At 57.1% G+C, this 21,246-nt stretch carries 17 protein-coding genes; 10 read left to right on the plus strand and 7 right to left on the minus strand.

The window, feature by feature from the left end; translation table 11 throughout:
- Positions 1 to 47: 47 nt before the first annotated feature.
- From SLH47_RS00210 to SLH47_RS00225, 4 genes are read left to right on the plus strand one after another with little or no spacing between them, the layout of a single operon-like run.
- Positions 48 to 1,061, plus strand: a complete 1,014-nt coding sequence (locus SLH47_RS00210) for an ABC transporter permease (RefSeq protein WP_320237268.1) — start codon at positions 48 to 50, stop codon at positions 1,059 to 1,061.
- A complete protein-coding gene (locus tag SLH47_RS00215; protein WP_320237269.1) occupies positions 1,058 to 1,981 on the plus strand; it encodes an ABC transporter permease in 924 nt (307 codons plus the stop codon). The genes SLH47_RS00210 and SLH47_RS00215 overlap by 4 nt, the downstream gene beginning before the upstream one ends.
- Positions 1,981 to 3,735: an ABC transporter ATP-binding protein gene (locus tag SLH47_RS00220; RefSeq protein WP_320237270.1), complete on the plus strand. Its 1,755-nt coding sequence runs from the start codon at positions 1,981 to 1,983 to the stop codon at positions 3,733 to 3,735. The genes SLH47_RS00215 and SLH47_RS00220 overlap by 1 nt, the downstream gene beginning before the upstream one ends.
- Positions 3,735 to 6,854 (plus strand): alpha-mannosidase, encoded by a 3,120-nt coding sequence (locus SLH47_RS00225; RefSeq protein ID WP_320237271.1) that lies wholly within the window; start codon positions 3,735 to 3,737, stop codon positions 6,852 to 6,854. Before SLH47_RS00220 ends, SLH47_RS00225 begins: the two co-directional genes overlap by 1 nt.
- Positions 6,855 to 7,088: 234 nt before the next feature.
- On the opposite strand, the gene SLH47_RS00230 is transcribed toward SLH47_RS00225, so the two are convergent.
- Positions 7,089 to 7,961 (minus strand): LysR family transcriptional regulator, encoded by an 873-nt coding sequence (locus SLH47_RS00230; protein ID WP_320237272.1) that lies wholly within the window; start codon positions 7,959 to 7,961, stop codon positions 7,089 to 7,091.
- Between the two features lie 101 nt (positions 7,962 to 8,062).
- On the opposite strand from SLH47_RS00230, the gene SLH47_RS00235 reads away from it, so the two are divergent.
- The gene (locus SLH47_RS00235; RefSeq protein ID WP_320237273.1) at positions 8,063 to 9,148 is read left to right on the plus strand and encodes an aldo/keto reductase; all 1,086 of its coding nucleotides are present in this window, start codon (positions 8,063 to 8,065) and stop codon (positions 9,146 to 9,148) included.
- A 399-nt stretch (positions 9,149 to 9,547) separates the two neighbouring features.
- Positions 9,548 to 10,885 (plus strand): hypothetical protein, encoded by a 1,338-nt coding sequence (locus tag SLH47_RS00240; RefSeq protein WP_320237274.1) that lies wholly within the window; start codon positions 9,548 to 9,550, stop codon positions 10,883 to 10,885.
- A 415-nt stretch (positions 10,886 to 11,300) separates the two neighbouring features.
- On the opposite strand, the gene SLH47_RS00245 is transcribed toward SLH47_RS00240, so the two are convergent.
- The 5 genes from SLH47_RS00245 to SLH47_RS00265 all read right to left on the minus strand — a co-directional run bounded on the left by SLH47_RS00245 (position 11,301) and on the right by SLH47_RS00265 (position 14,850).
- On the minus strand, positions 11,301 to 11,963 hold the full coding sequence (locus SLH47_RS00245; protein WP_320237275.1) for an outer membrane protein: 663 nt from the start codon (positions 11,961 to 11,963) through the stop codon (positions 11,301 to 11,303).
- A gap of 41 nt (positions 11,964 to 12,004) precedes the next feature.
- Positions 12,005 to 12,625 (minus strand): porin family protein, encoded by a 621-nt coding sequence (locus tag SLH47_RS00250; RefSeq protein ID WP_320237276.1) that lies wholly within the window; start codon positions 12,623 to 12,625, stop codon positions 12,005 to 12,007.
- Between the two features lie 291 nt (positions 12,626 to 12,916).
- Positions 12,917 to 13,522 carry a hypothetical protein gene (locus SLH47_RS00255; protein ID WP_320237277.1) on the minus strand — a complete coding sequence of 202 codons (606 nt, stop codon included), beginning with the start codon at positions 13,520 to 13,522 and terminating at the stop codon, positions 12,917 to 12,919.
- Positions 13,523 to 13,775: 253 nt separating this feature from the next.
- Positions 13,776 to 14,003, minus strand: coding sequence for a DUF6634 family protein (locus SLH47_RS00260; protein WP_320237278.1), 228 nt, complete (start codon positions 14,001 to 14,003; stop codon positions 13,776 to 13,778).
- 208 nt (positions 14,004 to 14,211) lie between these two features.
- Entirely contained in the window at positions 14,212 to 14,850 is a 639-nt protein-coding gene (locus SLH47_RS00265) for a hypothetical protein (RefSeq protein WP_320237279.1), read from the minus strand.
- Positions 14,851 to 15,035: 185 nt separating this feature from the next.
- Between SLH47_RS00265 and SLH47_RS00270 the strand changes: the two genes are divergently transcribed.
- Positions 15,036 to 16,043 (plus strand): LuxR C-terminal-related transcriptional regulator, encoded by a 1,008-nt coding sequence (locus tag SLH47_RS00270; RefSeq protein ID WP_320237280.1) that lies wholly within the window; start codon positions 15,036 to 15,038, stop codon positions 16,041 to 16,043.
- Positions 16,044 to 16,667: 624 nt separating this feature from the next.
- Here SLH47_RS00270 and SLH47_RS00275 read toward each other — a convergent pair.
- On the minus strand, positions 16,668 to 18,080 hold the full coding sequence (locus tag SLH47_RS00275) for a 2-isopropylmalate synthase (protein WP_320237281.1): 1,413 nt from the start codon (positions 18,078 to 18,080) through the stop codon (positions 16,668 to 16,670).
- A 155-nt stretch (positions 18,081 to 18,235) separates the two neighbouring features.
- Between SLH47_RS00275 and SLH47_RS00280 the strand changes: the two genes are divergently transcribed.
- Genes SLH47_RS00280 through SLH47_RS00290 form a run of 3 tightly spaced genes read left to right on the plus strand, consistent with a single transcriptional unit; the run spans position 18,236 to position 21,240 of the window.
- A complete protein-coding gene (locus tag SLH47_RS00280) occupies positions 18,236 to 19,897 on the plus strand; it encodes an NAD+ synthase (protein ID WP_320237282.1) in 1,662 nt (553 codons plus the stop codon).
- Positions 19,890 to 20,717, plus strand: a complete 828-nt coding sequence (locus SLH47_RS00285) for a hypothetical protein (protein ID WP_320237283.1) — start codon at positions 19,890 to 19,892, stop codon at positions 20,715 to 20,717. Before SLH47_RS00280 ends, SLH47_RS00285 begins: the two co-directional genes overlap by 8 nt.
- A complete protein-coding gene (locus SLH47_RS00290; protein ID WP_320237284.1) occupies positions 20,710 to 21,240 on the plus strand; it encodes a hypothetical protein in 531 nt (176 codons plus the stop codon). Before SLH47_RS00285 ends, SLH47_RS00290 begins: the two co-directional genes overlap by 8 nt.
- Positions 21,241 to 21,246 lie beyond the last annotated feature (6 nt).

Here is a 21,246-nt window from a genome sequence, read left to right on the forward strand (position 1 = left end):
GGGGCTTGTACCGGGGCGCGGCTGACCCCGAAAACGGAGCGTTTTGCATGGGACGCATCCCCCGCGCCTATCTGATCAACCGGCTGACAACGCTGGTGCTGACAGTGCTGATCGCCGCTACGATCATCTGGATCATCCCGCGCCTGTCGCCCGTTGACCCGGCCGAGATCGCGCTTGGTCGGATGGCCGCCGGGGCCGCGTCGGTCGCAAATTCCGAGGAAATTCTGGCCCAACTCCGGGCCAATATGGGCATCGATCAGCCGCTGATCGTGCAGTATTTCAAGTATCTCTCGGGTGCCTTGGTTTTTGACTTCGGCCTTTCCACAGCCGCGTTCCCGACACCCGTTTCCACGTTAATTCTCAACGCTTTACCCTGGACACTGGGCCTGATGATCCTGTCGCTGATCATCACATTCTTCATCGGCAATCTCTTGGGTGCGCTGATGGTCTGGGACCGCTCGCCAAAACTGGTACGCGTCGCGATCCCGGCGGCGATGGTCTTTACCTCCATCCCGCCAATCCTGTCCGGTCTGCTGCTCATGTGGGTCTTCGCGGCCAAGCTGCAATGGTTCCCGCTGACCGGCGCCTACGGGCTCTTCGTCGAACCCGGCTGGACCTGGGAATTCGTCAAATCCGTCCTCCACCACGGCTTCCTGCCCGCCCTATCCATCGTGATCGTCACCTTTGGTTTCTGGGCCCTCGGGATGCGCGGCCTGATGATCACCGTGCAGGGTGAGGATTACGTAAAACTGGCCGAAGCCAAGGGGTTACGGCCACGCTACATCCTTTACCGCTACATGATCCGCAACGCGATCTTGCCGCAGATCACGGCTTTTGCGTTGAAGATCGGCCTCTTGATCGCAGGGCAGGTCCTTGTCGAACGCATCTTTGCCTATAACGGGATGGGCAAGCTTTTGTACGACGCAATCCTCAATCAGGATTTCCCGGTGATCCAAGGGGTCAGCTATGTGATCATCCTGATCACAGCGCTCAGCGTATTCCTCGTCGATCTGTTCTATCCGTTCATTGACCCTCGGATCAGACACGAGGCGAACACATGACCGATACGCCGATGACCCGTGCTGAGAGACGCCAAGCCCGGCGCATTCGCCGGTTTGATAACCCGTGGCTGAACCCCAAGCTGTTGTGGGGCGTTGGCCTGCTGCTCGGCATTATTGCCATCGGTCTCCTTGGTCGCTTGGTGTGGGATCTGGAGCTGGTCTTCACCGGCTCAGCCCCGTTGCGCCTGCCGCCCATCGGGTTTGAGAACCTGCGGGGGCAGGCGGGAGTGATGGATTATCCGCTGGGCACCGATGGCGGCGGGCGGGACATGTTGGCGCTGATCATCATCGGTGCGCCGAACACGCTCTTTGTCGGGCTGCTGGCGAGCCTGATTGGGATGTCCATCGGGATTTTCCTCGGGTTTTCAGCGGGTTTTCTGGGCGGTCGCACGGACGATGTGATCCGTGTGGGGGCAGACGTGATGATCACGATCCCGCCCTTGCTGATCCTCGTCGTGTTCCAATCCGCCTTTGGCGATGTGACGCTGACGATGATGGCACTGTTGATTGCCGGTTTCGTCTGGCAGTCGCCCACGCGGCTGATCCGCGCGCAGGTCCTGTCGATGAAGCAGTCAGGTTACGTGCAGATGGCGCAGCTGTCGGGCGCCTCGACCGGGCACATCATGTTCAAGGAAATGCTGCCGAACCTGGTGCCATACCTCTTTGGCAGCTTCATCGCGTCGGTCACGACGTCGATTGTTACAGCGGTTGGCCTTGAGGTGCTGGGCCTCGGCCCGCAGCGCATCCCGACCCTGGGCCGCACGATTTACGAGGCGATCAATGCCGGTGCGCTGATCCAGAACCTGTGGTGGTGGTGGGGCATTCCGACCTTGCTGCTGGGGGTCATGTTCATCGGGCTTCTCCTGATCAACCTCGGCCTTGACGAAGTCTCCAACCCGCGTCTGAGAAAGCTGAGCTGATGCTGGATCAGAGCACAGACAAACCCGTTCTGACCTTGCGCGATCTTTCAATTGAATTCCCGACCGCGCAAGGGATCGTCAAGGCCGTCACAGCGCTCAGCCTCGACATTCATAAGGGCCGTCGTGTCGGCTTTATCGGCGAAAGCGGGTCTGGCAAGACCACAACCGCTCTGGCGGTCATGCAGATGCTGGCGGAGCCGGGGCGCGTGGCCAGTGGATCGATCATTCTGGATGACACGGATGTGCTGGCGCTGGACGAGGAGCAGATGCGCCGCGCGCGGCTGTCGCGCATCGCCTATATCCCGCAGGGCGCGATGAATTCGCTCAACCCCGTGATGCGGATTGAGCCGCAGATGTGGGACGGGATCATCGCGCATGAGGGCAAGCTCGACCGCGCGGAACTCAAACGCCGGTCAGACGCGGCGCTGGAAAGCGTGGGCCTGCCACTGCATACCGGGTCGCTCTATCCGCATGAGTTGTCGGGCGGCATGAAACAGCGGGTCTGCATCGCGATGGGGATCATCCTGAACCCCGAACTGATCATCGCGGATGAACCGACCAGCGCTTTGGACGTGGTGACCCAAAGGCAGGTCATGCAGACGCTGAAAGACATCCAACGCCAGATCGGATCAGGCCTGATGCTGATCGGGCACGATATGGGGCTGATGGCGCAGACGGTGGATGAGTTGGCCGTGCTGAAAAACGGGGAATTGGTCGAGCATGGGAGCGTCAGACAGATCCTTGAAGCGCCCAAGCATCCTTACACGCAAGACCTGATTTCCTCGGTCCCACTGGTGGGGGGTGAGAGTTTTCTGAACCCTGAGAAGCGCGCCGAAGCCCCAAAGCGCGGCAGCGCGGAGCCGCTTTTACAGTTTGAAAACGTGACCAAGGAATATGGTCCGGTCACCGCCCTGCATCCCATGTCGTTCCGCCTGCAGGGGGATACGCCGCAGATCATCTCAATTGTCGGGCAATCTGGGTCGGGTAAATCGACGATGGGGTCGATCATGCTGGGCTTTAACCCGCCCACCACGGGCCGCGTGCTGTATGAAGGCCAGGACGTGCAGGCGATGAACGCGGCGCAGTCCTTGGAGTTTCGCAAAAATGTGCAGGCGGTGTTTCAGGACCCCTATGCCTGTTTCAACCCCTTCTACCGGGTCAATCATGCGCTCAAATTCCCGTTCAAACAATTCGGCCTCGCAGAGAGTGAGGCGCATACACAAAAGGCGATGGAGGAGGCTTGCGATGCCGTGGGCCTCGACCCCGATCTGGTCCTGCCGCGCTATCCGCACCAGTTGTCGGGCGGGCAGCGGCAACGGCTGATCGTGGCGCGGGCGCTGATGCTGTCGCCGAAGCTGCTGATTGCGGATGAGCCTGTGTCGATGGTGGATGCCTCGCTACGCGCGTCGATCCTGTCCAACATCTACGATCTGAAGGACAAGTACGGGATTTCGATCCTTTACATCACGCATGACCTCGCCACGGCCTATCATGTCAGTGACTATGTCATCGTGCTCTTCAAAGGGCGGGTGGTGGAGGCTGGCCCGCCAAAAGCGGTGATTGGCGCGCCCGAACATCCTTACACACAGCTTCTGATCGACTCGATCCCCTGGCCTGACCTGAACCGCGCCTGGGGGGACGGGCGCGACGATTGGGACCCTGCGCAACTGGAGGCGCAGGCGGCGCTTGCCCCGCCGGTTTATCGCGGGGATGTGCCGGGGTTTGATCTGGTGCGCCTTCAAGGCACCTCCTGATGAAAGGCAAATGGCCCTTCACGGCAGAAAAGATTGCAACACGGCTTGATCTGATCGCGCCCCACATCTTTCGCCGTCAGGAACCGTTGCCGCATTTCCGTCTGCTGCCTTTGCAGGACGCACATGTCGATGCGCCGATTTGTGCGGACCCAACCGGGTGGGAGGAGATCCCGCATCAAAGCTATTGGGGCGGGGCCGATCTGAACTTTGTGATGAAAAGCCACTTTACCGTGCCGCCTGATTGGGACGCGCAGCATCTCGCGCTGCATCTGCCTTTGGGCGGCTTGGGCGATATCTTCAACCACCCAGAAGCGCTGGTGCATATTGATACGCTCCCTATCGGTTCTGCCGACCGGCATCATCACACGATCCGGCTGGACTCTTGGGTACAGGATGGGCAGCGCCACACGCTGTCGCTGCATGGCTGGACGGGCCTGGCGGGGTGGCCGCCCGACGCGGCCAGCAAAACAAAGCTTTTCATGGGCACGCCTGCGTTGGTGCAGCGTGATCCGGCATTGCTGGCCTTTCATCAACTTGCCAGCACCGCATTGGATGTGGCGCGGGTTTTGGATGATGAGAGTTCCGTACAAGCCGGGGTCTTGGCGGCGCTCGATGATGCCTTTCGTGTTTTAGATACGCGCCACCCGCTGGGTGCGGCGTTCTATACCAGCGTGACAAACGCCGATAAGGTCCTGCGGCGCGGGATTGCCGCTGCGGGCGCGCCTCTGGACGTGACACTTAATGCGATCGGCCATGCGCATATGGACATCGCCTATCTCTGGCCCATCGCGCAGATCCGGCTGAAGAATGCCCGGACCTACACGAACGTCCTGCGGCTGATGGAGGATGATCCGGACTACCTCTTCAGCCATTCCCAACCGCAGCTTTATGCCTACACAGCCGAGGATTATCCCGCCCTTTTTGCGCGGATCAAAGATCGCGTGGCCGAAGGCCGATGGGAGCTGTTGGGGGGGACATGGGTTGAGCCCGACATGAACATCCCCGGACCAGAGGCGCTTGTGCGGCAACTGGTATTGGGCCGGCAATACTATCGCGACACGTTCGGGGATGTTGAGACGCCGGTTTTGTGGCTGCCTGACACTTTCGGCTTTCCCGGCCAGGTGCCGCAACTGATGCGACATGCGGGCCTGCCCTGGTTTCTAACCAACAAGCTGAACTGGAACCAGCGCAACCCTGTGCCGTGGTCCACCCATCTTTGGGAAGGTATCGATGGGTCGCGTGTGCTCGCTCATGTGCTGACCACGCCACGGGATGTGCAGTATCTGCCGTTTCCGACGAATTACAAAAGCGATCTGAGTGCGTTTGAGGTGCTGGGCAGCTGGACCAATGCACACGCCAGCGAAAAGGTCCGCACGCTGCCCATCTGCTACGGCTACGGGGACGGCGGTGGCGGGCCGACCGAGGACTTGCTTGCCAAGGCCCATGCTTATGCCGGTATGCCTGGCATGCCGCGGATGCAGATGCAGACCGTTCGCGCGACGTTTGAGCATTTTGAGGCGTTGCGGGATGACCTGCCCGTCTGGCGGGGTGAGCATTACATGGAAGGCCATCGCGGGGTCTTCACCTCGCAGGCCTGGATCAAACGGGCCAACCGTAAAGCCGAATGGGCCCTGCATGAGGCGGAGGCTTTGGCGGCGATGGCTGGCATAGTGCCTGATCTGGACGAGGCGTGGCGGCTTTTGTGCCTCAACCAGTTCCACGACATCATCACGGGCACATCCGTACCGCAGGTCTTTGCGGATGCCCGCAAGGATTTCGCGACGATCAATGCACTTGTTGAAGAGGCCGCTACGCAGGCTGCGGCGATGTTGGCCCTCAATGAGGTGGCGGTCGCCAATACGTCACCGGTGGCCGGGCCGCGGCTCGCTCTTGTTCCAAGTGATGCAGCACCAGACGGACAGCCCGTCGAAGGGGGCAGCTTGGTACACTTCCCGGCCTTGCCGCCATATTCGGTGACCCCAATAAGTCGGGCATCCGCGCCGGAAGGCTTTTGCGAATGCAACCTGGTCAGAGATGGTGCGATCCTCGAAAACGCCAGCCTGCGCGTCGTGATCCGCGACGACGGACAGATCGCATCCGTCTATGATAAAACGGCCGGTCGTGACGTCCTGCAAGAAGGGGCCTTAGGCAATCAATGGCAGGCATTCGAGGATCGTCCCATTTGTTGGGACGCCTGGGACATTGATCCGTTCTTTGAAGACCGTATGGAGGTGGTGAATTGCCCGACAGCGCTGGAGGTTGTCGAAGACGGACCGCTGCGCGCCAGCCTGCGATGGTCGCGTCAATGGCGCGAAAGCCTGATCACGCAGACGATCCGGCTTTGTGCCCATTCCAACCGGATCGATTTTGAAACCGAGGTTGATTGGCACGAAAAACATACGCTGCTGAAGGTTGCGTTTCCCACTTCTGTGAAGGCACGCACAGCTCAATGCGACATTCAGTGGGGCATGATCGAAAGGTCAACCCAGCGCGAAACCTCGTTTGACATCGCGCGGTTCGAAGTGCCTGCACAAAAATGGGTGCAACTGGCAGATGAGACGCTGGCGGTTGCCTTGCTGAATGACTGCAAATACGGCTACGACATCCGCGATCGGACGATCCGGCTGACGCTGATCAAGTCGTCGACCACGCCTGATCCAGAGGCGGATCAAGACATGCATGAATTCACTTACAGCCTGCTTCCTATCGCGGGCGCAAATCAGAAGGTATTGGATCAGGCCGCCTATGATCTGAACGCGCCTATTCGCGTGCTACCTGCGGTGGGGGGTGCGACAGCAAAGCCCGCATTTGTGGTGTCCGACAGCGCCAATATCGTGATCCAGACCTTGAAACCGGCCTTCGATGGGGCAGAGGTCGTACTACGGGCCTTTGAGGCAACGGGCCATGACACCACAGCGCGCCTGACCTTCGCAAAAGCCCTTCTGCGCGTGTGGCGCGTGAATTTCCTGGAAGAAGAAATAGCGGAGGTGCATGTCGATGGGCGCGAGATAAACTTGCATTTTGGGCGGTTCGAAATCATCTCCCTCCGCGCGGTATTTGCCGCGGACTATGCGAAATTGCAGGCATGTCGCATGAGCGGTTTCGGCGATACCCTCTGAAGTCGAGAACACTTTGCTTGGACGCTGATTTGCACGGATATGACCCGATCACCACACCTGTCACAAGGCAAAAGTGTCATACAGGCAAGTGGTCGGCTTGGCGGAACTTTCCGGACATTAGCCCAGCTTTTTTCAGTGTCTGCTTTTGAAGGAAGCCAATGCGAAATGCACGCGTTCCAACCTGCATTGCGGTGCTCATATTTGGCCATAAATCTATTCACAAATCAGCTAGGGCTACCGCGCCTTGCACCAATCGATGAAAGCGCGCAGTCCGGACGGCACCTGCCTGCGGCCGGAGTAATAGATATGCAGCCGGTCGCGCGGGCAGGCCCAATCCTTCAGGATCGGAACCAATCGTCCATCCTCGAGTGCATCAGACAGAAAGGCCGTCAACGTATAGGCTATCCCCATGTCCGCGATGGCTGCCTCCCGCATCAGGTAGGGATCGCTTAGGACCAGACGATCTGACGGAACGAAAGTTTCCGACTGATCCTCCCGCTGAAACCGCCACGGCATCATCCGTCCATCCGCCAGCCGATAGCCGATGCAATCGAAAGCACCAAGGGCGTTCGGTGCGTCGATGGGGCCACGCTCACGCAGATAGGCAGGCGATGCCACGGCGGAAAACCCCTGCACCTCGCCGATTGCAACCGCGACAACATCAGGTTGCAGGACCCGGCCAAACCGTATCCCTGCGTCGAAACCGGCCTCGACGATGTCAACCGTGCGGTTCTCGATCGTGACCTCGATCCGGATCGCCGGAAAGGCGGCGTGGAATGCTGGCAGCCATTCAGCCAGTATGGTTTGCGCCGCCAGGCGGGGCGCGTTGATACGCAATGTTCCGCCTTCTGACCCAGCCACAGCGCCAGAGACGGCGTCTTCGATGTCTCGCAGTGCCGGTCCTACGCGTGCAAGAAGCGCGGCACCCGCCTCAGTCACCTGAACGGCACGAGAATTGCGATTGAGCAAGCGCGTTTGCACCTGATCCTCTAACCGCCGCATGGCGTGGCTGAGCGCTGACGGCGTGACGCCCATTCTCCGGGCGGCTGGGCGGAACCCACCGGCGTCAACGATGGCTGCAAACTGGCGAAGGCTGTTCAGGTCCATTCAAGTAAGATGACTCGGTTTCAACAGCCTGTGCAAGATTGTACGGCTTCATTAAACGGCAGCGTCGTCTACTTTTGCGCGCAACAGCGAAAGGAAAACCTATGAAATACACGTTCCTCGGCCAGACCGGCCTGAAGGTGTCAGAGCTTTGCCTCGGCGCCATGACCTTCGGTACCGATTGGGGCTGGGGTGCGGATGAGTCGGAGAGCCGCAAGATCTTCGACGCATTCACCGACGTAGGCGGCAACTTCATCGACACCGCTGACGCCTATACCGGCGGAACCAGCGAGCAATACCTCGGCAGCTTTATCAAAGGGCAGCGCGACCGCTTTGTCATCGCCACGAAGTACACAATCGGCACGGATCCGGAAAATGCCAATGCGTTCGGCAACGGTCGTAAGAACTTCATGGCGTCGCTCGATGCGAGCCTGAAGCGTCTCGAAACCGACTATATCGACCTTTACTACGCGCATATGTGGGACGGCTTCACGCCTGTCGAAGAGGTCATCCGCGCCATGGAAGATGCAATCCGCGCAGGCAAAGTGCTGCATTTCGGCCTATCCGATTTTCCGGCGTGGCTTGCCTCCCGCGCAGACGCGCTTGCGGAGCTTATGCACCTAACCCGGCCCGCGGCGCTGCAGATCGAATACAACCTCGCGCAGCGGGATGCCGACCGTGAGTTGCTCCCGATGGCCGAGGCGTTGGGGCTTTCGGTGCTCGACTGGTCCCCGCTTGGTGGCGGGGTGCTCACCGGCAAAATGCTGGAGGGCGACACAGCCGGACGCGTGGCCACCGGCGCGGTGGGGCATTTCAACAAATACAAGTCCGAACAAGCACTGTCAGTCGCCAAAGTCGTCGTGGAGGAGGCGAAAAAACTGGGCTGCTCACCGGCACAACTCGCCATCGCCTGGTTGCGACAAATTTCTCCAATCCACATCCCGATAATCGGTGCAAGATCAGCGGCGCATGTCGCCGACAATCTCAAGGCCGTCGAGGTGACGATCCCGGAAGACACCGCATTGCGCTTGGACAAGGCAAGCCGCGTTCCTCTGGGCTTTCCGTCTGACTTCTTCCCCGAAGGCTGGCCGGCGTGGTTCGGCGAATGGCCGAAGACGTTTGACAGCCGCTTGAGGCCTCTCGGACGCCGCGCCTTGAAATTGGACGAGGACTGGCCGCGGCGACAGTAGAATAGCTGACATCCGTTCACTCCGCAGCATCACGCACTTGGGCTCTTCGCTTCCCTTGGCTGTGCGGGGTTCTGAGGTCAGCGGGCAGCCCGAAGCCGACATTCGATCTATGGGCCGCACTGGCAGATTGCGGGACATTGCTGCAGTTCGCCATCGCTGCGCCGATGCCCGCTTTTGGATTGTAGGTCGAAATCGGTCGATTATGGCCCAGCCTGAAACCGTTGAATTTTGGCTGTTTGGTCGTCGCGTTGAAGGTCGACTTCCAACTCTGTTCCTGTCGTAGCTCACCCTTTCGGGCGTTGAGCGGGTTGAAGCAGCGACTTTTACGTCTACAAACCGAGAGTTGCCAGATAAGCCCCTATTGCATCACACGGTGTCGCACGAATACTGTTTTTTCCGATGGCAAAACATCTATCTTTCTGGATCGGATTTTTCGCGGCAGCGTTGCTGATCGTCCCCACTGCTGTGGGGGTCTGGGGCGCGGCGGGCGACCTAACTGAATATGTTGCGGTGTTCATCTTTGGCGTGATTGCTGGACTAGTGGCGCTATTGATATTGGCCCTATTTTTTCGCGATGCCATTCTGCGGCGAATGCTAGGGCGTGGCGAGGCGAGCTTACACGATGTGACGGCTGCGTTGGTGACTACTATATCTTCAGCAAGTACCGGTGATCGCGCGGCGGCGGAACAGAGTGCTGTTTTATTGGGGCAAACCTTTGCGGGCTGGTGGGCCTGGGCCAATCTCTACCGCTGGGTGATCGCAAGCGCGCTTGGCCTACTACTCGCTTTTGGAACCTTTACGGGTACGGTGCTGCTGTTTGAACAGAACCGAAAACTCGGAGAACAGACCGAGACCCTGCGCACGCAGACTCGGGCGCTGCAGACCCAGACAGAACGTGTGACCGAGCAGACGGAGTTTATGCGCAGTCAGACCGGCTTGATGCAAGCGCAGACAGAGCGATTGCGCGACCAAATTGAACAAGCTGCGATGCAAAATGAGATATTGACACTGTCCCTTGTGAGCGAGTTACGAAACCAGATTCTTGCATCTGCTTCTGAGGTCTCCATGGAGGAGGTTTTTGTTGACGCAGACTTTATTGGTCCTTGGGGACTTCTAGCCGGCAACGAAGATGCCAACTGCGCTATAGGGGTACGTGAAAGTGATAGACTTCAGCGGCCTCCCAGCCGAGCGGTTATACAGGCTCTAGTTCGCCTCGCACGAGACGGACGGCTTGTTGAACAGGTTCGCGAGGCTCTAGGGTTTCTTTTGACTGATGAGAACGGAGCAGTTGCACTTGGTGCCTATATGGTACTCTCTGAACTGGGACTAGACGACAATCGTGTGCCAGAGCGGTTCCACGGGCTGTTTATCGAAGAGGTGACGATCAATGCTCGGGGTGCATTACTCTTTGACAATTCTATCGTAACCACCCTGCGATGCCCTGATTGTAGCATCGCATTCGAACAATCAATTATCGGCCAGGTTGAAGCAGCTGATGTGTTGGCAAGACGTTCGATCGTGTTTCAGCCAGAGCCCGGCAGCATGGTTGGTGGTTCTGTCATCTTTGAGAAAGACTTCGCAATATCGGAACTGTATGAAGAGGGACGTTTGACGCCTCTTCTGGCGGATATAGAATGGGTCTTTTTTACGGCGACCGAACCGACCGACGTTTGTGGCGAGTTGGTACAAATGGCCCGAGGCAGCGACTTGTTGCACCAGTTTGATCTCGGTAACTGAGGATATCTAACACCGGTTTTTTGGAAGGGCCAGCTTGTACCTACACCAGATCAAAAACTCCTGCCAAAACCAACGCATCAAAACTGGGGGTCGGCATTGGATGTCTGTTCGCCAGAGGCAATAAAACCTTGTACCAAAAACCCCTAGTGTAACATAACTTGACTTTGGCAGTTTTTTGGCCGTCGTGTGAGACAGGACATTCCTGCCAAGCGCAGCGTCTGGTGTTTTGGGCTCGCTGGCGACATCCGACGGTTTAGGTCGGATGACCCGTGCCAGCCCTAACTGGACATTCGAATTGAACGACGCAAGGTCCGCGCGCGGCCCAAAACAGCAACTGTGCGTGTCAGGCCCAACTAATCTGCAACCGTTCAGTTTGAACTTCCGCAGCTCAACGCAACCGAGGATGCGCTAAAGATTAAGACTTGATCGCGTAACTGACCTGCAGGTTGTTTGAGTTGAAGTCCCCATCGTCGAACCGACCGAAACCAATAGCAACATTGTCGATATCGAAGCCCTGCGCCGCTTTGAACCGATAACCGATATCAAGCATTCCCGTGTTGATCGGAAGTTGGACACCGAGACCGATCTGAAATGCGGTAGCCGTGACGGTGTCGCTGTAACCGCTCCCAAAACCATTGAAGAATGTATCAGTATGCAGTCGAACTGCGCCGATGCCTGCTCCCACATAGGGAACGGCACCGCCGCCGAGATCAACACTTGGCAGATCGTACCAGACGTTTGCCAATAGAAATGTCAGATCGGCGTCGCCCTCTGTTGTGAAATCGAAACCGGAGAGATCGTAGGTCACGTTGCCGCCGTCATAGGAAGAATAGGACAATTCCAGCTCCGCGCGCAGGTTTGGCGCAACCGTCTTGCCGACCGTGATACCCAGCGCATAGCTGTCATCAAATTCATGCTCGACCTTATCGGCCGCAAAGTTGGTATCAATGCTACCGATATTTGAGTATCCGCCAAAGGCGCTCACGTACCATGTGTCACCGAAGCCCTGCGCCAGGGCCGACTGTGCTGCGGCCGTTGCGGCCACAAATACTACTATAGAAACAGGTGATTTTATCATAAAGGTATGCTCCAAAGACCGTCAGTTATCGGCTCCGGACTCTAGAACTGGTAAGATGCGCGGAGTGCGATCGTCGTCGCGTCGATATCGGTGATTGTATCGTCGAACTCTTCAAACTGATGATGCAACAATTCAGCTCCGACCCGGATGTTGGATCCAACACGGTATTCAAGCCCGCCACCAAAAAAAGTGCCTGTATCTGTTCGTTCAATGCCAAACGAAGTGAGCTCTAACCGGGCGATGCCACCAGTGACATAAGGAAGAAAACTCCCCGCGTCATACCCAAGCCGAACCTTTGCACGGGCAATGTGGTCGATTTCCAGATCTGCATCTGGATCAACGGATTCCTCGTCGATGTTGGTCAGGTCATAATCAATTTCTGCGCCCAGAACGATCGCACCCAGATCAAAAAGATAGCCGGCGTGAAGGCCATAGATTGCGCCGTCCGTCTCGACCAGATCGTCGGTATCATCTGTTTCCACATCTGCGTTACCAACCTGCAATCCGACATAAGGACCTGTCCAGTCAGCCATTGGCACTGGCGGCGGAGGTGGCGCGACAGGGATGATTGGATCGGAAAGACCGCCCGCTGTCGCTGTACCGGCAAGAAAAATAAGCGGCACGGCAAAAGAAAGCGCGCGGGTCCCGCGTTGGATTATCATGTTCAAATCTCCTTTTTCACTTGGGTCGGTCTAAGACATCAGGTCGCGATGGCGTCTTTCCTGGCGCTTTCACCTGTCGGGCCAGGCAATCTGCAGCTTTCGTTGGCGTGATGATTTCCTTCGGTACACGAACAGACGTCTTCCGGCTGAAACTGAATGTGCCATCGTGAAAAGAGGGCCCTGACCAGCGCTATTGAACCAGACGAACCGCATTCATCAGTGACCGCTGCATGGAACCATGGATGACGCAGGTTTGAGATCTTGTGGTGAAAAGAGAAGTGCAATGATCGTCTAATCCTCTCTCTCCAGAATATAGTCGCCACCAGCGTCCAATGTGATCCCGTCATTGATAGAGGCAGGCGTATTGTCCCACACGACATCGCCCGATACGATGCCGGTCATCAGTTCACCTGTGGTGCCGTAGAAGCGCCCCGTGATCCCCAGTCTTTCTATGTCGTAAGTGACACCTGGTTCAGTGAGGCGCGCATCAGCGAAGGTGGCCGTGAGCGGCGTAAACTCGCTGCGAATAAGCTGATCCGGTATAAGCGTCAGACTGCCCTCCAACAAAGTATCGTCATTCTTGCGAAAATTCTGTGCGCCGCCGGTCACTTCATCGTTGGAAAAATTCATGTCCAGATGCATCTGACCCCACATTTCTATCGTTGGGTTCGAAGTGACGATCTGAAGCGGCCCTGCGTAACGAACTCCACCCGAAGTAGGCAGGTTCATTGCAGAGAAGTCGGGGGCAGCATCAATCCGGTCGTCGAGGTCACGCCAAAGGTCGACTAGCTCTTGTGAAGTCGGCGGTTCGGAATTACCACCCCCGCCCCCACCGCCGCAGGCTGACAGAAGCGTAAGGACTAAAATGAGGTATCTGCTATTCTTGAACGTCTTCATCGAATTCACCGTGCTTCACATCCATTCAAGCAACGAAACAGATCGGGGGGTATCCCGCATATGCGGTATTCTTGTTGAAAGGTTGCAATGATGCTGATACAGTAATTCACAGGGACTGTTGCTATGACCACCTCCCGAAAGAAGAGCCAGCACCAACCGAAAAAATGGAATGAGCGAACGAACGCAGTGCGTCAGAAGACGCCTTATGAGCCACCATCCAAGCCATTTCTGAGCCTGGACCCGACGCAGACCGTCAAAACGACAAGCGATAGAGTGTGTTCGCCGTCCTGACCCAACCCTCACGAAAATTGATCTCTGCGGCAGCAGATGTCACAACTGTTTCTGGAATCTCTGCAGGAGCGCGCCGGACAAAACCTGACAACCGGTACTGCCGCCCACCCACTTTGATCAATGACCAATCCTCCAAAACCGGCGCTTTGGAGAGCTCTGCGTCAGAAGGCGGGTTGTTATGCGTACTCATAACCGTCCGAGTCTCCAACACTTAATTCACTAGGTTCTTTCGGCGTGATTTTGTACAGTCTCGCACATCGGAGGGCGCATGATCATGTCCGACCCGAGCACCTATGGGTTAGTCGTTCTTTCTTGCCGATTCAGACTTTCCCGAAAAACAAGACCAGTGCGGGAGTATGGTCTTAACGCCAGGTATCGTCACCGTGCACTTTGTCACTTTAGTCCACCTTTTCGGTCACATAATAACCGTCCGTGGTTTCTCGTATCCCGTCACCAAATGAAGCGGGCGTGTCGTCGATGATCATTTCACCGCCAACTCCACCATCAACGTAGCTTGGGTCATTGGAACCGGTCGTCTGGAACCAACCGTCAAAGCCAAGGCCCTCAAAGTCGTACGTCACACCGGGCTGGGTAAGCCGACTGTCCTCGAACGAACCAACGAACGCCCTTTCGCCGGGTATCAGGTCAAGTTGAATCGAGGTTTCGTTAAGCGGGAGCGAACCGCTCAGCAGCGTATTGTCATTCAGTCTGAAGTTTTCAGCAGAACCATTAACGCTCCTGTCTTGGAAATTGATATCTAAAAACATCTGACCTGTCAGTTCAGTCATCGAAACGTCACCCGTGATCTTGACGACACCTTCGTATTGAGCGCTGCCAGTTGCAGGCAAATCTATAGGGTCGAGATATGGTACCGTGCCAACGCTCGAGAGTAATGCCTGATAGTCCGTCTGCAACTCACTGAAAGATGGAGGCGGTTCCGCAGGAGCGGTCGGGGCCGGAGAAGATCCCCCGCCGCCACAAGCTGATGCAAAAGCAAATATCAGCACGCAGCCAATTCGACACGTCGCATTTTTCACGGCAGCACCTCCTGGTCGCCATTAGATCAACAGCACAAACCGGGTGCTTTATCGCCTTCGCATTGCTTCGGGTTTATTCAAGCAACGAAATCATTTGGCGTGTACCCCGCACATGCGGTATTCTTGCCCTAAGGTTCCAATGATACTGAGGCGGCAGATCTATGACCGGACCGTAAAGACTGACGATGAACGAGAACGCGCCACTCACCCAGACCGAACGCAAGGTCGCGGATCATTATGCGGATGGTGCGTCGTTCAAGGAAATTGCCACTCAACTGGGGCGGTCCCCGCACACGGTGCGCAGCCACTTGAAGAACATCTACCGAAAGCTGGGCGTGAGCTCGAAAATCGCACTGCGCAAGGAATTGGGCGCAACCGGCTATGGCGGCTCTCGCCCCCCGGTCATCAATCTTTCGGAAGCACGAGAAGACCGGGCGCTTTATCAATCGGCACGCAAGTTGGCCAGAAATTGCACAAAAGCGGATCAGGACGTGGCGGCTGGTATTTTCCGCGAATTGCAGGACCGACATCCCAATTTTTCCGGCTCCTATGCAGGCCTGTCTTTCATGGCGGGAGGTGCAGCGATCGCCACAGCTGACGCACCTGCCGCATCGGCTTTGCTGGAAGAGGCCACGACCCTTGCCGATAAGTCGCTGAGGCTGAACAGGTTTGATGTGGACGCGCATCTATCCATGGGTAGAGCCCTCGCATTCGACGGTGATTTTGCTGCAAGCGACGACCACATACGCTTCGCACTGGAGTGCGATGACAGTTCGGAGTGGTCGCAATACATGCGCGTCTTCCTTATGACGCACACAGGAAAACCGGGCGAGGCGATCAGGTTGGGCGAAGCTTTCCGGAAGACCATGAGAGATACCCACGCGCTTGAGCCTATGTCGTTTGAGCTTGGTTGTGCCTACCTTTTTGCAAAAGACTGGGAAAAGGCTGCCGCTTGGGCCTGGTCCATACTGGAACGCAACCGTGCACACGCCCTACTCATAATTGGTGCCTGTTCCATCCTTCTCGAACTCAAGCAATTTTCGAAAGTTGCAGCCTTTGCGAAGAAAAACCGCGTCAGCCTATGCGACCCCACCCCACTTCAACGAAACATTCAGAGCAACAGCATGGTCGTGGACCTAATGACCAGACATCGCGGCCATATAGAGGATCTGTTTGCTGACAGTGCCTCGTAGGGGATAAGGCATTTTTGTTTTTGATTTTTCTCATTTTTTGGGCGAAGCGGGTATAATAGATTGCATGTGTTGCTCGTTGGCGCATCAGGATGTAATTTGATCGCAGATGCAACGACACCCGCCGCAACTGATGTGTAGAGACTTAGTTCGAAATACTGGAGTGGGTAGCGGTTTGTTGCGTGCTTGCACCAAGCATTGAAACTTCTTTGTATGAAAGAATTCGCAGACGGCAAGCTTCCCGTAGGGCCGCCTGTCAGTTTCCGGGATAGCGTCAGCACGTCTCCGAAATTTGGAGGCACCATACGAACCACAAGAAGATTGACCTCTGTGTGAGGGTTAAGGGCATGGTGCCTCTCTTGGAAGATCCGCTCAGGACATTCGCGATCGAACGAGGTTGGCGCGCGCATCCTGTATTGGCCGCGCATGTCCTTGAAACCGCCCATACTTTGCAACTTTGCAGAGTCCGCTTCCAGCGCGTCGCTGCCATTCGAGCGTCACCCACTTCGCATTCTTGGGCCGCTACGCGGTATCGATTGTCACCGCAATTGTCAGTCATGGAAGAATTGTCACAAACGAAAAGGGCTCCGCGCTGTGCGCGAAGCCCCCGAATGTATTGTTCAGGTTTTAGTTGTCGGCGTTCGTCTCTGAAACCAGAGCTCCGTCAGACCAGATGCCGGTGGTCTCCTGACCGGTGGCATAACGCATTGTGCCTTCACCTTCGCGGCGCCCTCGCACGAACTCACCTTCGTAAATATCGCCATTTGCATATGTGGCAACACCCTGGCCGTTGATGACGCCTTCGGACCATGCGCCCACATAGCTAAAGCCATCTGGCAGTGTGATTTCACCATTGCCATGGCGCTGGCCGTTCTGGAATTCACCCACATAGATGGTGCCGTCCGCATAAGTCGCGCGGCCCATGCCGTTGCGTTGGCCTTCGGCCCACTGGCCTTCGTAAACATAGCCATCGTCATAGGTCATCGTGCCCTGACCATGGTTCTTGGCATTGAGGAATTCGCCTTCATAGACCAAGCCGTTGACGTAAGTGGCAATGCCGGTGCCGTTGATGACACCCATATCCCAGTCGCCTTCATAGCTTGACCCGTCGGTGTAGGTGATCTTGCCCGAGCCGTGGGCCAAATCGTTTTCGAATGAGCCGACATAGACCGATCCGTCGGGATAGGTGACTTCGCCATTTCCCTCAATCTGGCCTGCGACCCACGCGCCTGTGTAAACATAGCCGTCAACACCGCGGAAAGTGCCCGTGCCTTCGCGGCGGTCGGAGACAAACGTGCCTTCGTAGACATCACCGTTTGCGTAGGTGATTTTGCCGTTACCCTCACGGCGGCCAGCGACCAGATCGCCTTCGTAAACATCGCCATTGGGCTGGGTCAGTGTGCCGACGCCCTGGATCTGGCCGTCAACCCATTCGCCTGAATAGACCAACCCATCTGCCATGCTGAGTGTTCCGGTGCCATCACGCTCGCCAGCTTTCAATGTGCCTTCATATATCGCGCCATCAGGGTAGGTGATCTTGCCTTGCCCCTCTTTGGTGCCGTTGATCCACTCACCTTCGTAAATGTAACCGCCGGGGCTGGTCATAATGCCGACGCCGTGATGCATCGCGTTGCGGAACTCACCCTGATAGACCACGCCATTGGCGTATTCAGCGACGCCCTGACCGGTGATGTTGCCGTCAACCCATTCGCCTTCGAACGTGCCGCCATCAGCGAATGTGATTCGACCCTGACCTTCGGGCTTGCCGGCGACAAATGCGCCCTCATAGACCGACCCATTGGGGAAGGTCGCGACGCCCTGTCCGCGAATCTCGCCCTCGACCCAATCGCCGGTATATTCGTATCCGTTTGGTAGCCTGTAGGTGCCGGTGCCGTGCTGTTTGCCTTCGAGGAACTCACCCTCGTAGACGCCACCGTCATCGTATTGTTTTGTTTGGACTGTTTGGGCATGCACGCCCGTGGCGAAAGCCACCGACAATGCGGCCACCGCAAGGCCCGATGTTAATCCAAACGTCTTCATGTGTTTCTCCATCTATTCCCCAGCCGAGCGCAGCTTAGGTGACGTCCTATATAGAGACAACTGTTAACGCTCACATCACTTCTGCGATCTGGCGCTATTGCCTTTTCCCCACGCATCAATCTGCTACATCCATCGCAGTGCATTGGGACAAAACTATGACAAAAATATTTCGAATTACGATGGCGCAGCTGAACCCCACAGTGGGCGACATCGCAGGAAATGCGGAGCAGGCGCGGGCGGCCTGGGCAGTGGGCAAAGAGGCCGGTGCGGACCTAGTTGCGTTGCCTGAGATGTTCCTTGTCGGCTACCAGACGCAGGACCTAGTCATGAAGCCCGCATTCGTCGCTGATGCGCAGAAGCACCTGATGCAACTGGCGGCTGATTGTGCTGACGGTCCCGCCCTGACGATCGGCTGTCCAGTGATTGAGGAAGAGCGGCTTTACAACGCTTACTACACCTTGCGCGGCGGCGAGGTGATTGCCCGGATGCGCAAACATTTCTTGCCGAATTTCAACGTCTTTGACGAGGTGCGCGTGTTCAAAAGTGCCGATATTGCCGGGCCCTTTTCGACCAATAACGGCCCCCGCATTGGCGCACCCATTTGCGAAGATGCCTGGTATCCTGATGTGTGTGAGGCGATGGTGGAAAGCGGGGCAGAGATCTTGTTGGTGCCCAATGGATCACCCTATTTCCGGAACAAATTCCCGATCCGGATGAACACGATGGTCGCGCGCGTGATCGAAAATAAGGTGCCGATGGTCTATATAAATATGGTCGGTGGGCAGGACGATCAGATGTTTGACGGGGGGTCGTTTGTCTTGAACCCCGGCGCGAAACTCGCCCTGCAGATGCCGGTGTTTGAGACCGGATATGCCCATGTGGACTTTGAACTGACCGATGATGGATGGGTCGCCCTTGACGGGGAGAAAGCGCTGCTGCCCGATGCGACCGCACAGGATTATCGGGTGATGGTCGAGGCCCTACGCGACTACATGCGCAAGACCGGTTTCAAGAAGGTGCTCTTGGGCCTCTCGGGCGGGATCGACAGCGCGATGGTTGCCGCCATCGCCGTGGATGCGCTGGGCGCCGAAAATGTGCGCTGCGTGATGCTGCCGTCGGAGTACACGAGCCAGGCCTCTTTGGACGACGCGGCGGCGGCGGCAAAGGCGCTAGGCGTGAAGTACGACACGATCAGTATTGCGGGGCCGCGAGCGGCGGTGACAGAAGCGCTTGCGCCGCTTTTTGAAGGACTTGCTGAGGACCTGACCGAGGAAAACATTCAGTCGCGTTTGCGCGGATTGCTTCTGATGGCGCAGTCGAACAAGTTCGGCGAAATGTTGCTCACGACCGGGAACAAGTCCGAGGTCGCGGTGGGTTATGCCACAATTTATGGCGACATGTCGGGTGGCTATAACCCGATCAAGGACATGTACAAGACCCGCGTGTTCGAAACGGCGCGCTGGCGCAACGCCAACCATTGCGATTGGATGAAAGGTCCGGCGGGTGAAGTTGTCCCGGTGTCGATCATCGACAAGCCCCCCTCGGCTGAACTGCGCCCGGACCAGAAGGATGAGGATAGCCTGCCACCCTATGACGTATTGGACGGCATTCTGGATATGCTCGTGGATCAGGAGGCGTCGGTGGCTGATTGCGTCGCGGCGGGCTACGACCGTGAGACGGTCAAGCGGGTCGAGCACTTGATTTACATCAGCGAGTACAAGCGGTTTCAGTCGGCGCCGGGGCCGCGGCTTTCCAACCGGGCCTTCTGGCTCGACCGGCGTTATCCCATTGTGAACAGGTGGCGTGACAATGCATGAACCAAGCTTTCCGCTTTTAGGGCAATTGGCAGATGATGCTGAAGGGGCTAGCGGAACCGCAACGGTGCCCGAAGGCAAAGGCGGCCATGTCTTTGTTGATGGCACCTTACATCGCATCAAAGATTTGGATGCGCCGATCAAGGGTGACGGCGCGTTTGCGTTTTCGGTCAATGAGGCTGAACTCGCGCAGCTTTGCGAGTTTGTTGATGTGGCGTTTCTGGGTTTCAAGGGCTTGCGCACAACCACCCTGGCCCCACTGACACAGATGAAACGCCTGTGCAGGTTGCAGCTCTGGTGGGTGCAGAAGCTCGCAGACCTCTCGCCGCTGGCAGAACTGCCGCTTGAGGGACTGATACTGGACGATCTGCGTTACGCGAATGACATCTCGCCTCTGGCAAGAATTGCGGGTCTGAAGGCGCTGATATTGTCGGGCGGGATGAACAGCACCCAAGTAATCGACACGCTGGAGCCGCTGACCGATCTGCCGGAACTTAGAGAATTGCGGTTGGTGGCGCTGAAGCTGGGCGATGATACTTTGCGCCCGCTCGAACGGTGCAAGGCGCTAACGGACTTGTGGCTGCCCAACACGTTTGACGTCTCCGAATACGCCTATCTCGCTGCCAAGCGCCCGGATCTGCGCAGCAACGCGTTGCGACCCTACGAGATTCTGGCGCATCGGATGAGCGGAAAGGACGTGATGGTGACCGGCAAACGCCGTCCGTTTCTGAACAGCAAGACCGACGGCGACAAGATGGCCAAGTATCAGGCGCAGTTCGAGGCGCTGGTTGCCGAATTTCGTGGTGACGCCACAGGTGGCTGACACCGTCATCCGCGAGGATTTCCGGTTTCGGCGCGTCGGTGGCGGGTTGCTTGTCTTCATTGCCTTGCCGCTGACCTTGTTCTGGGCGCGGTTCGGACTGCCGCTGCGCTATGATTTTGCCGATTTTGTCTTCATTCTTGGTGGGCCCGGGATGCTTCTTTTGGGGCTCTGGGCGGCGTTTCCAAGGCGCACACCGCGGGTGCGGTTGATCATCAGCGATAAGGACGTGCGGGTCGTGACGCGCCGTGGTGACCAGGTGATCGCGCTGGATGATCTGGTGAGCGTGCAATGGTCGTATCTCAAGGGCGTGCGCCAACAGCGGTTGAAGTTCCGGACGGCCAAGACGTCGGTCTTCTTTGATGTCGTCCACCTGACACATGAGGCACAGGATATCATCAATCTGATCGCGATACGGCTCGAAAACCGGGGCAAACGGATGCGTGAGGGCCGTGCACGGATCACCGGCGCGCCAGACGGTATCTGGACCGTGTCAGACGGTGATCCTTTCGAAAAGGATGTCTAGCATGCT

Source organism: Cognatiyoonia sp. IB215182 (assembly GCF_033963905.1).
Classification (GTDB): Bacteria; Pseudomonadota; Alphaproteobacteria; order Rhodobacterales; family Rhodobacteraceae; genus Yoonia.